Source organism: Acaryochloris marina MBIC11017, assembly GCF_000018105.1.
GTDB classification, from domain to species: Bacteria; Cyanobacteriota; Cyanobacteriia; order Thermosynechococcales; family Thermosynechococcaceae; genus Acaryochloris; species Acaryochloris marina.
In genome coordinates, this window is sequence record NC_009928.1 from 68,156 (window position 1) to 79,723 (window position 11,568).

Genomic DNA, 11,568 nt, shown 5'->3' on the forward strand with positions numbered 1-11,568 from the left:
CAGGACAAATCCTCAATTCAGAGTAATTCTGGGTGAAAGATGGAGGTGTTCTTGAAGGCTAATGTAACTGTGACACAGAAGATTATTGGATGTCAACCCCATAGGCGATGTCGCGACAACCACAAGGCGGATCAACCCCCAAATTTGAACCGTATTATTTGGCGTACACTCCCTTTGCGTTAGCTCTTTTTCAGACCTCATACGATACCTTCAGAACAAAACGACAACCCGTGATCGAAATGACAACCAGTGATCGCTCGATTATTTGGACTGGGATTTTTGAGGTGGAGACTGAGTTTGAGCCGTTCTCTGAGTCGCTGATTTGCGCCGATAACTATCGGCTTGAATTTCGATAATCAAGCCATGATGAATTAAGCGATCAATGGCAGCCACCGCCATCATCGAATCAGTGAAAATGTCATCCCATTGGCTGAAGGGTTGATTCGCTGTAATCAACAAACTTTTTCGTTCATAGCGATGCGCAATTAATTCAAACAGAACGGACGTTTCCGCTTCCGACTTTTTGCAATAGCCCAAGTCATCCAAGATCAACAGATCATAGCGGTCCAGTTTTTTGAGCATTGGATGCAGCTGCAGTTGGAGCTTCGCCTGTTGCAGTTGCTGGACCAATGCGTTGGCTGCAAAGAACTTCACCCGCTTACCGAATTCCAGCATCTTTTTGGACACCCCAGTGGCCAGATGTGTTTTTCCAACACCCGAGGGCCCCAGAATAAGGCAATTCTCGGCGCGCTCCAACCAACCCGGATCTGCGGCTAATTGCATCAAGGGAGCTGGATTGAGCTGGGGACAATGGCTAAAGTCAAAGTTGGTAAAACTTTTTGCGTTTGGGAGCCTGGCTTCGGTGAGGGCACGTTTTAGACGAGCTTGTTCTCTTCGTTGGGCCTCCGTTTCGCACAAGGCTAGTAAGAATTCCGCATAAGACCAGTTTTCCTGCATGGCTTGGGATTCGATAGATTCCCAATGGGTCAACATGTGGGAGAGCCTGAGCTTTTTTAAATAGAGGCTCAGGTGCTGGTAGGGGCTCAGCGGGGACTGAGCAGGAGGGGAGGAGTTTGTCATAAAGTTCAAGTGAATGTTGTTCAATGCTGAGTTCAGGAACCTGCTTCATCTGAGGCGGCTCAAACTGTTTTTTCAGGCGATTGAGGGTAAGGCTGGATGAGCGAAGCTGCTGCTGTAAGTACACTGCTACGGCCTGTTCTTTATCTTGAACCGCAGCAATATACAGGGCTTCCACGATGATCTTGGCAGCCTGCTCCAGGTCAAATTGGGCTTTGAGCTGTTCCCAGATTTGGCGGTATTCAGGATTGGGAAGTAGGTCTGATTGCCAGGTGCAATAGATAAAAGCACGAGGCTTCAATCGCATTGAACCAATAACATGGCGATAGTTGATGCAACGGTCGCGACGTTTGCCTTTGCCACTGACGCGCTTCCTCGGCAATTCCACCACCGGGTGTCGCTCCAGATAGCCGACAATCCGGTCATGGTATAGATGCAGTTCCAATTGACGACCAATCAGTCGAGAAGGGACGGTGTATAGAATGCAGCGAACATCGATGGTGCTGCGTTTGCTGACTTTAGCCGTGAGCACTTCATAGTCAGGGGTTCGATATTTGGGCAGTGGTTGTAGATGGTCTTTCTCTTGCTCATACTTGGTTTGGCACTGCTGATTCAACTTGGCAACCTGTGCATCAATTAAGGCTTGATACTCAGCAACGCTCGTAAAATCTGCACTGCCGCGCAGATAGATCGCCTGCTTAATTCGGTTTTTGAGATGGCCATGGGGAGATTCAATGGAGCCATTCTCATGGGCTACACCTTTGTTGTTACGAGTGGGTTCTAGCCGATAGTGGTCACACAGTTCGTCGTACAAACGCGTGAGGTTTTTGGACCGGCGGCCGCCCATGTTGCGATAGGCTGCACTCAAACTATCAGTACGATGCTGTGTAGGAACACCTCCACAGGCTGCAAAGGCATTTTGCAATCCTTCTGAGAGGGCAACAAAGCTTTCGCCTCCTTGGATGATCTGGGCATATCGCCAGCCGCTATATCCCAGACGGTAATGGTATATCAGGTGCTCAAAGGGTTTGCCGGCAATGGTAATCGTGATGCCTTTGAGTTCTGTAAAATCGGAGAACCCTTGTACCCCTGGTTCATGACGCAATTCAAACATCACTTCAGGGCTTGGTCCATGTAAGGCTTTCCACGTTCTCACCCGACGTTGTAGGGTCCGCAGGACTTGGGGATACTGGCCTGGATACTTATCCTGCAGGTACTCATACAGGGTCATGGGTTTGAGGCGTGGGTCTCGACGCAGCATTGGTTCTAGCTCGTCTTCCCACACATCAGCTAAGGGGTCGGGAACGGTGCGTTGGTCCTGAAGGCGGCCGCGATTAGGTTGATGGGTGCCGGCCTCAATTCGTTGTCCGGTTCTTGTAGATATTTCGGCAATGTAAGCTGCATCAGCTTGTTTTAAGCCGAGGTCTCTTCCGTTCATATAAACACGAGTATGATAGGAATCAATTCTTTTGTTAGGCACTTGTACAGCCCTCTATTGATTAGGGATGTAAAAAGTGTCTTTTTTCTTGAGATTGAATTCTAGAAACGCGATCTCACACATCATTTCTAGGGAATTGAGATCTAGTTTTATCCTTCTCAGGGGATGCCTGGTTTCTTCATAGCTATAGCCGACGTGACATCGTCATTAATCCGTCAGCTCGATTGTCGTCTAATAGAAGATTTATGAAACAGGAATTTCGCTCACTAAACAAGCAATGAAAGGCATTGAGAAACGATTGAAGAGACATCCTCAGTTACCCAAGTGGGACATCCTAATTCATCCAATTTAGTACGGGGCTTCTTTTCAGGAAATCACCTTACACATTGCTTCTAGTACTGCTGTATGGTACAAAACCGGTATGCCACCGATTCCCATTCGCTGGGTCTTGATCCGCGATCCTCAAGGTCGATGCAAGCCACAAGCACTGCTTTGTACAGACCTAGAGATTAGCTCTATCAAGATGATGCAATGGTTTCGACAAGGTTGGCAGGTTGAAGTCACTTTTGAAGAAGTCCGTGCCCATCTCGGTGTCGAAACCCAGAGACAATGGTCAGACCAGGCGATTCTTCGCACCACGCCTGCACTTCTAGCACTCTTCTCCATTGTGACCGCCTTAGCCCATCAATTGCAGTCAACACATCCAGTCGCTTGTCCCATGACAGCTTGGTACCGAAAACTAAATCCATCATTTGCAGATGCACTCGCACAAGTTAGGCGGCACTGATGGCAGCTTCAGACTTTTCACACGTCAGTTACAGATAAGGATGTGATCAAAGTCCCTAGGAATTTATTCAACACCTGGTCTGAGCTTCTCTGCTATGCTGCTTGATTGGATAAAGTCGAGTTAAGAGGTTGTTGATTTAGTTGGACCTTGTTGAGCTGATTGACCATCTGGAAAGCTAGGATATGGGTTCATTTCATCCACAGTTACCCTTAAAGCAGCTTCATTGCTACTCAAGAGGTTATTGCAATGGAAAGCGCATACCCAACAGCCTCGATTACTCATGTCTTTGGCTTTCATTAACACCCCGCCATTAATGGATGGGTCTCGTCCACAAAGGCAGCAAGTCATGGTGTTTTGCTTATTCATAGGGGCTTGAAAGTCTTTTTTACCTACTATATACACCTACTGTTCGAAGATTGCAGTGATTAAAAAATTGCAATGCTGTGATCTAAAACACTTAATCTTTTTCAATCTGGAATAATTCTTCGAAGGAGTGATAAAGCTTTTATCCCTAAATTTATCAAGGCATATAGGCAATCTAATTATAGACCCAGAAACTCGGAAACATCATCAATTTTTAGGTAAATAAATCTCCCTCTTGGGTGGGAGAAGTCTTTCAATCTAGTGGGGGTAGATTCCCCGCTGCTTGCAGCGAAGAAATGGGATTGCAATCCAAATCTACGGTTTGGGAACAAATCGTATTCCATACCCCGTCTGCTTGCAGCGGGGTAGTTGATTTCACTCATTGGGGATGAGGGAGAATCGTCTTCAACCCAACCAATAGAAATACACAAGTAACCCATCTGGTGCCCTGCCAATAAGGATTAGAATGACCTTTTTCCTCACCCTATCAGTCTATTCCCGATTTGTTTGATTGACCCAGACCTTTTGGCCGCTAACAAGAGTCGATGAATCAGAAATCTCCATCCAAATGGCGAAGCGATTGAGTGGATGAGCGTCAAAGGCTACCAACAAACTTGAAACGGGGGCATTGAAGTGCAATCATCTCTGCCTTCGTTTGTGGGTCAAGATGAGTAGCAACAATGACAGCTTGGAGATCAGGCCAATGATTTTCTATACCTTTGATCCCACATCCATACGATGGTAAGAAGGTTCCATCCCAAACAATTTTACTAAGGTTGAGTTTTTGCAAATGGATACAATTCTGGCAAGACTTTTTGAGTTGGTTTGAGGAGTCTGGCATCTAGAACGGCCTCAACATAACTAATGCTACCAATGAACATGTGTGAGTAAGATCTTCTTCTTCACACATATCATATAGGGAGAAAATCAGCTATTCTCGTTTCCTGCTGCTTCCTCTATTCTTCTCTCGAGGTCTTGCCTTGTTCACTTTCAGGGAACGTCCCATCCATTCGGCACCATCTAGGTCTTCAATGGCTTTGACTTCATCAGCATCATTCCCCAAATCAACAAAGGCAAAACCCCGTAACTTACCAGTCTCACGGTCTTTTGGGAGATGAACATTTGTGACTTCTCCATATTCAGAAAAAATGGCCCTGAGATCTTCTTGAGCAACTTCGTAAGAGAGATTCCCAACGTAAATCGACATAAATAATACCCAAAATCAGCAAGGTGAGGACTAGACATGCCATCATTGTTTAAGCTATCGTCCCACAACTATTTAACTTCCTCCTTCCGCGAAATAAAGTATTTTCCTGACATTATGAGAGACTAGTACTTTGGTATCTTCCTCAAAAAATACTTCAGTTTCAGCCGATAGGTTGGAGTCTTCAAGGAAATTTGCAGCATATTCAATTAACTTTGCCTAATTAAATCATAGGCGGGAGGATATCAATGAGCATCTTTGATATTGAAGAGGAACGGAACGCCAGATTGTTCAGACCCACCATTTACTAAAACTTCTGGTACTTGAGAACCTCCTTCTCTCCATGCCTGTATAGCTTCTTTTTGCAACACCAACTCACCACCCTGAGCTTTTAGGGTTTCAGCGAGTAATCTTTGCGCTTCAGCCTTTCCCCTGGCTCGGTTTATCTCGGCTTGAGCCTCTTGTTCTGCTTCTTGAGCAACATAAATCGCTCGTTTAGCCCTTTGTTCAGCGATTTGCTTATCTTCGACGGACTTGGCAAATTCAGGTGAAAATTCTAAATCAACCACACTGGTATCGAGAACAATAATGCCGTATTTGTCTAACCGGGCACCCAAGACATCATCAAAGTCTTGTTTTAGTTCTGTTCTTTGAGTAATAGCCTCTTCAACGGTTTTCCTTGATGCTGCAATTTTGAAGGATTCCTGGGTTTGGGGAGCTATGATTTTAGTAACTATATTTTCTAGGCTGCCTTGTGTTCTACGAATTTCCACCACTTGAATTGGATCAAGCCGGAAATTGATGGCAAAACGAGCATTCAAATCTTGTAGATCTTTAGTGGAACTTTGGGCTGGAACTTCAAATTTTTGCACCGTTACGTCATAAACATCTACAGCAGATATTAAGGGAGGTTTGAAGTGAATTCCTTCCAAAAATGCAACGTCTCTAGCTTTCCCTAGAATGCTGACAACCCCAGCTTGGCCGGGATTAATCACAAAAAAACTACTTAACCCAAGAATCAGAAGGCTTATTACTACACTGATAAGCGGTAATAAATTATTACTGAACGGATTTTGTCTTTTCAAGATGGGTTCTTAAGGCAATGAATAACTGCACAGCCTTAAGTATAGTCATACAAACTGGGTTATTAATTTGAGCGGTCCAAACTGTTTGATCATAGTAAGGTACAGTGCTTCTAAGTACTGGACAAAAGTTGTAAAGATTGCAGGAACTCACGTTCATTACCGGGAGAAGGATTGAGAATCATCTGCCGAAAATGGTCAAATCCTAAACGGAATAGACTCTTTGCTCGACGTTCATGGGTTTTGAGGGCAATGGGTTTGAGTTGATGTAAAAACAGCCCTGTCTTCATCGCCCAATACAATGCCAAAGTCAATAGGGCAAATAGCTTTCGTAAGCGTTCCGCTTCAGTAAAGTGAGTCGATTCAAGACAAAAACCGCGAGTTTTGAAAATACCAAAGAGGGTTTCAATTCCCCATCGCAAGGCATAATCATCAATGAGCTGGTCATCTTGTGTCGGACCAATCACAACCAGCAGTGCACCATCTTCCAAGCGCAGTCCTTCCACCGCAACCGGCTGTCCCCATACACGGCAGTCACCTTTCAGGCGCTGGCGTTGACCCACTTGGAGATGAGCAAAGACCACCTTGGTTTGAAGGGCCTTACCCTGGCGCTCAATTTTATCCGTCGCTCGAATTCTGAGCCGAAACGGCAAGAGTGGAGCTAAGCGTAAATAGCGAACCCAAAGCTGGCCAATGAATTCTCGATCCCCACACAAATATCGGATTTGGAGATCAGGGCAGATATGCAGGAGCGCTTCAACAAATCGCATCCGTTCATCACTACTGGAGTTGCCTTTCTTCTGGAGCATCCACCACAACAGAGGGAAAGCAACTCCCTCATGGACGACACCAATGCTGAGGATGTTGAAGCAGTGAGTACCAAACTCCCAGGTGGTGCGGTCAATACTCAAGACCCATGGCTGTGGAGTTTGCATCCAGTCGATGACCAGCTTGGCGATGGTCGCATACTCAAGGTCAAATCCTCGGAAGAAGCGTTGCAAACGTTTGTACTTGGAGTCGGATTGAGCGCTCCCTTCAAACCCCAGTGCTAATTCACTCAGGTTAACGGTTTTGACCTTAAACAAGGCCAACAAGAACAAGGTCAGGAATGATAAACGGGCACCATGCCAGTTCAGGTGGGGTTGGAGAGCACTTTTGAGTTCGCTATATTGAGTCATGGGGTTTCTAGGGATTGTGGTAATCCTATTGAAATCCCACCTCTATAGACCTTTCAAGCTTTTTGTCCTGTACTGAGATCCTTGAGGGCCTCACTCATAAACTCTCGCCAGACGGGTGCCATCCATCCGCCCCCCGTTGCCCCCGCTCCAATACGGGCGTAGTTGTCATTTCCTTCCCACACCGCTACGGACAGTTGAGGAACGTACCCCACAAACCAAACATCTCGTTCAGATGAAGTTGTACCTGTCTTACCCGCAGCCGGACGGCCAATCTGGGCCGCAATGCCCGTCCCACTCTGAACGACGGTTTGTAACGTGCTGTTCACGGAGGCCACCGCCCATTGATTGAGTACTAACTTGGGTTGTGGGGGGTTATCAATCAAGGCTTTGCCAGAGCGATCCGTGACTTGGAGGATAGCAGTCGTTTTAGACTGCCAACCATTATTGGCAAAGGTAGCGTAGGCAGAGGCCTGAAGTGAACCCCTGAGTTGAGTGACAATTACGTAGACAGAGGTTGTCAATTGCATAGTCTTCTCTAGGAATCAGGATCTAGTTCAATCCAGAGATCACATCTGCAGAGAGAGCATCAGTCACTTTCGATTTTTTATATCCCCATACAGGAAAGACACTAGGGTTTGTACTCCTACGCAATTAGGAACCTCTAGTGCCAGCTCCTATTAAACCTCAACAGGTTCATCTTTATATGCAGACAAAACAATCCGGCTCTTCTCAAGAAACAGCAGCTGCTAAAGCTGGCATTTCTACCCGCACAGCCCACCGCATTGATAGTGGTACTCATCGTCCCCAACGCGGCCGCCCTCATGACTGGAAAACCCGTGAAGATCCGCTGGATGGATTATGGGAATTAGAACTTGAGCCGATGTTAGAGCGTGAGCCTCGATTAGAAGCGACTACTCTATTTGAGACCTTACAAGAGAACCATCCTGGGCAATATGATGACAAGATCAGAACCGTGCAACGCCGAACCGCTAAATGGAAGGCAGCTCATGGCAAGCCCAAAGAAGTGATGTTCAAAATTCAACATCATCCTGGGGAGATGGGACAGTCAGACTTCGCTCAGCTCAAAGGTTTCAGTGTGACGGTTCAGGGTGAAGCCTTTCACCATATCTTGTATCACTATCGACTGAGCTATAGCGGCTGGCAGTACGTGCAGGTGATTCAAGGCGGAGAAAGTTTTATCGGCTTATCCCAAGGGCTACAAAATGCTCTAACCGCCTGTGGTGGCGTGCCCAAGATTCATCGTACCGATAGTCTGAGTGCGGCTTATCGCAATACTGGCGGCCGCAATCCCCAGCTGACCCAGTTGTATTCGACTCTGTGTGACCATTACCGGATGCAGCCAACACGCAACAATCTGGGTGTCTCTCATGAGAATGGCGGAATAGAGGGGTCTCATGGCTATTTCAAACGACGCCTGTGCCAAGCCCTGTATCGTCGAGGCAGCTTTGACTTTGACTCGGTAGCTGAGTATCAGCAGTTCATCGAGCAAGTCATCGCCAAGCTGAATGCCAAGTGCCAAAAAAAGTTTGCACTGGAGCTGCCCACCTTACAGCCCTTGCCCAGATACCGAACTCCTGATTATGAAGTGCGCAGTGCCAAAGTCAGCTGCAATAGCACGATTGCCGTCCGCTGTGTCCTTTACACAGTCCCCTCTCGCTTAATTGGCCACCGCTTGAAATTACACCTATACCATGACCGCCTTGTCGGTTTCTTAGGCACCACTCCCGTAGTGGAATTGGCGCGGGTCCATGTCCATGGCTCTGAGAAGAAAAGACGCGCTCGCAGCATCGATTACAAGCATGTGGCAGAAAGTCTCAGGAGAAAGCCAAACGCGTTTCTCTACTGCCAATGGCAATCAGAGCTACTGCCCAATCTTCAGTGGCATCAGCTGTGGGAATCACTCAAAGCTAATTTTGAGCAGGACCAGGCCGCACGATTAATCACCGAAGCCCTCTATATCGCTGCAACTCAAGATCAAGAATCTCAGGTGGCTGACTACCTACAAACTCAACTGGAACAGTCCACCCTGACCTTGAGCAGATTAAAACAAGCCTTTGAATTCAAGCTCTCGACTGAGCAATATCCTGACGTCACCTCACAACAGCACGATTTATCTGACTATGATCAACTCCTCCACAGCAGACCCGGACAACCCATACCAGTTGCTGATGACAACCCTAAAACAGTTGCGGTTGAGGCATTTCCTCGACGAGTGGCAGAGCATCGAGCATCAAGCGACTCAGGAGAATTGGTCCTACGCCCAGTTTCTGTTGGCTTTAGCTCAAGGCGAAGCCAGCCGTCGGGAGCAGAATCGGATTTCACGCGCTCTAACCGAAGCGCAGCTGCCTTACGGAAAGTCCTGGACCAATTTTGAGTTTGCCCATGTTCCCACCCTTAATCCAGCTGCTCTCATGGAGTTTGCCCAAACGACTCACTGGCTAGAGTCCGGTAGCAACATTCTAATTTTTGGGCCGAGCGGAACAGGGAAAACACACGTCAGCTCTGCATTAGGAGCTTCTATTATTGAGTTGGGTAAGCGAGTAAAATTTGTCACAGCCACAACCCTGGTGCAACAACTACAGCTGGCCAAACTTCAATTGGAATTGCAGAGTCTCTTGTCCAAACTTGACCGCTATGATCTGCTTATCATTGATGATCTCGGTTATGTCCAAAAGTCCGATGTTGAAACCTCGGTACTGTTTGAGTTGATTGCTCACCGGTATGAGCGAAAGAGCCTACTCATCACGGCTAATCAACCTTTCAGTCAATGGGACAGCATCTTTCCTAACTCAATGATGACCGTGGCTGCCATTGATCGCTTAATTCACCACGCCACCATTTTCGAGATGCAAGCAGAAAGCTTCCGCAAACAAGAAGCGGCCAAACACACAGCCAAGTCTCAAAAGACTGACAGCTGATCTCTAGTCAGAATAAAACCTCTGTACCCCACTATTAATAGAGTTGCTTACTTATAAGCAACTCTATTAATAGTGGCTTTATTGATAATTGTCATTTTGTCCATGGCGCGATCACCTGAGGTAAAAACCATGATTTTCGATGGTCTCCGACCGCTCTTCGGGCATCTCAAGATGATATTGCAAAGATCTAAATCGACTCACGAGCCGCTATTAAAAGTATGAAGTTAGAACCAAAAAGTTTGGCCTATCTAATTGACATTAAACACCCCTGAACTTGGACAGTAAAATCAGGAATGAGATAGAACCACACAACATGTATCACATCTGAATATTCTCTTGTTCATACCTCCACTTTTCTTCAAATTCACTCGGTGTTAAATAGCTCAATGATGAATGAATTCTCTTCTTCATGTATACCTCTTCCAAGAACATTTCTATTCGTTCATTGACCTCTCTAAAATTTCGATATTCTGATAAGTCAACTTCCTCTTCTTTAATGGTTCTCATCAGTCGTTCTGCAAAACCATTTTCATAGGCTTTTCCTACTGCAGCCATACTGATTTTGACATCGTTATCCTCCAGCATTTTGACATAGTCATTTGCAGCATATTGGACACCTTGATCTGAATGATGAATCTCTGGGGTGTGGCCAAGCAAAGCTTTTTCCAGGGCTGTAATCGTCAAGCTCTTTTCCATCGTCCAATCCAAATGCCAACCCCGAATTCCCCGCGTAAAGACATCCATCAATACCGCTAGGTACACAAACTCTTCTCGGAGTCGGATATAGGTGATATCGGCTACCCATACTTGGTTGGGACGCACCATCGTTAGGGCCTTCACTAGATTAGGATATCGTTTGTACCCATGAACACTATTGGTGGTTCGCTTCCGCTGGACCCGCTGTTTAGCAAGTAACCCCATTCCTCGCATCAAACGACTGACTCGCTTGTGATTGACGGTGTGGCCTTCACGACGTAATTGCTGAGTAATACGCCGATAGCCATGGGTCGGATATCGACCTGCTACATCTGCAATCGCAGATTTAAGAATTACTTCTTTCCGATTTTCCTTCCCTGGATTTTGATGGTAGTAATATCGACTTCTACTGTATCCAATCACATTACAAATCATCTGAATGGGATAGTGTTCTTTGAGTTGATTTACCATTTCATATTTTCGTTGAGATTCCACATGTCGGAAGCCTTTTTTGCTACTTCTAGCTCCATCGTTAATCGACCAATCATCCGCTCCAATTCAGCAATTCGTTCTGATGCCTTATCGTTGACTTCTTGGGTTCCAAAAGCACGATAAGCCTGTTTGAGAAATTCATTCCGCCAGCGGCTGAGCACGGACATATGAATTTTGTGGGCTCGACAGGTTTCAGTCGGTGTTCGCTGACCACTAACCACTTCCAGTACCACTTTTGCCTTGAATTCGTTGCTATAACTTCTTGGCTTTTTTGCCATGATCCCAATTCCTCCAGGACTTCAGCTTACTCTC

Annotated in this window: 9 protein-coding genes and 3 pseudogenes; 3 read left to right on the top strand and 9 right to left on the bottom strand. The window is 46.3% G+C overall.

All coding sequences use genetic code 11. The features are described from left to right. Positions 1-261 precede the first annotated feature (261 nt). Together istB (AM1_RS32365) and istA (AM1_RS43615) are read right to left on the bottom strand one after the other, a co-directional pair. Entirely contained in the window at positions 262-1,080 is an 819-nt protein-coding gene (gene istB / locus AM1_RS32365) for an IS21-like element ISAcma26 family helper ATPase IstB (protein ID WP_083776804.1), read from the bottom strand. A gap of 430 nt (positions 1,081-1,510) precedes the next feature. Continuing rightward, a pseudogene (gene istA, locus AM1_RS43615) lies at positions 1,511-2,515 on the bottom strand (IS21-like element ISAcma26 family transposase); the annotation flags it as partial. A 421-nt stretch (positions 2,516-2,936) separates the two neighbouring features. Here istA (AM1_RS43615) and AM1_RS32375 point away from each other — a divergent pair. Further along, positions 2,937-3,302: a hypothetical protein gene (locus AM1_RS32375; RefSeq protein WP_012167344.1), complete on the top strand. Its 366-nt coding sequence runs from the start codon at positions 2,937-2,939 to the stop codon at positions 3,300-3,302. Positions 3,303-3,422: 120 nt separating this feature from the next. On the opposite strand, the gene AM1_RS41620 is transcribed toward AM1_RS32375, so the two are convergent. The 6 genes and pseudogenes from AM1_RS41620 to AM1_RS32400 form a co-directional block, all read right to left on the bottom strand. Beyond that, complete coding sequence (locus tag AM1_RS41620; protein WP_148216056.1) at positions 3,423-3,668, bottom strand: hypothetical protein; 246 nt, start codon at positions 3,666-3,668, stop codon at positions 3,423-3,425. A gap of 250 nt (positions 3,669-3,918) precedes the next feature. Next, a complete protein-coding gene (locus AM1_RS44130; protein ID WP_012167347.1) occupies positions 3,919-4,044 on the bottom strand; it encodes a hypothetical protein in 126 nt (41 codons plus the stop codon). 552 nt (positions 4,045-4,596) lie between these two features. After that, positions 4,597-4,872 carry an RNA recognition motif domain-containing protein gene (locus AM1_RS32385; RefSeq protein WP_012167350.1) on the bottom strand — a complete coding sequence of 92 codons (276 nt, stop codon included), beginning with the start codon at positions 4,870-4,872 and terminating at the stop codon, positions 4,597-4,599. A 242-nt stretch (positions 4,873-5,114) separates the two neighbouring features. Next, positions 5,115-5,954, bottom strand: coding sequence for a prohibitin family protein (locus AM1_RS32390; RefSeq protein WP_041661312.1), 840 nt, complete (start codon positions 5,952-5,954; stop codon positions 5,115-5,117). 110 nt (positions 5,955-6,064) lie between these two features. Further along, positions 6,065-7,129 (bottom strand): IS4-like element ISAcma48 family transposase, encoded by a 1,065-nt coding sequence (locus tag AM1_RS32395; RefSeq protein ID WP_012167352.1) that lies wholly within the window; start codon positions 7,127-7,129, stop codon positions 6,065-6,067. Between the two features lie 53 nt (positions 7,130-7,182). Continuing rightward, a pseudogene (locus AM1_RS32400) lies at positions 7,183-7,599 on the bottom strand (penicillin-binding transpeptidase domain-containing protein); the annotation flags it as partial. A 233-nt stretch (positions 7,600-7,832) separates the two neighbouring features. On the opposite strand from AM1_RS32400, the pseudogene istA (AM1_RS43620) reads away from it, so the two are divergent. Continuing rightward, positions 7,833-8,654: pseudogene (istA, locus tag AM1_RS43620) on the top strand (IS21-like element ISAcma50 family transposase); the annotation flags it as partial. A 664-nt stretch (positions 8,655-9,318) separates the two neighbouring features. Then, positions 9,319-10,068 carry an IS21-like element ISAcma50 family helper ATPase IstB gene (gene istB, locus AM1_RS32410; protein WP_012167814.1) on the top strand — a complete coding sequence of 250 codons (750 nt, stop codon included), beginning with the start codon at positions 9,319-9,321 and terminating at the stop codon, positions 10,066-10,068. Positions 10,069-10,386: 318 nt separating this feature from the next. Here the strand turns inward: istB (AM1_RS32410) and AM1_RS32415 are convergent. Continuing rightward, positions 10,387-11,534 (bottom strand): IS3 family transposase gene (locus AM1_RS32415; protein WP_148216058.1). Its coding sequence is split into 2 segments (ribosomal slippage): positions 10,387-11,246 and positions 11,246-11,534, totalling 1,149 coding nucleotides; the frame shifts between segments, so codons are not numbered across the junction. Positions 11,535-11,568: the final 34 nt, after the last annotated feature.

Bases quoted from the DNA above. Each gene is read 5' to 3' on its own strand.
- istB (WP_083776804.1), bottom strand. From the start codon at position 1,080: ATGACAAACTCCTCCCCTCCTGCTCAGTCCCCGCTGAGCCCCTACCAG.
- AM1_RS32375 (WP_012167344.1), top strand. From the start codon at position 2,937: ATGCCACCGATTCCCATTCGCTGGGTCTTGATCCGCGATCCTCAAGGT.
- AM1_RS41620 (WP_148216056.1), bottom strand. From the start codon at position 3,668: ATGAATAAGCAAAACACCATGACTTGCTGCCTTTGTGGACGAGACCCA.
- AM1_RS32385 (WP_012167350.1), bottom strand. From the start codon at position 4,872: ATGTCGATTTACGTTGGGAATCTCTCTTACGAAGTTGCTCAAGAAGAT.
- AM1_RS32395 (WP_012167352.1), bottom strand. From the start codon at position 7,129: ATGACTCAATATAGCGAACTCAAAAGTGCTCTCCAACCCCACCTGAAC.
- istB (WP_012167814.1), top strand. From the start codon at position 9,319: ATGACAACCCTAAAACAGTTGCGGTTGAGGCATTTCCTCGACGAGTGG.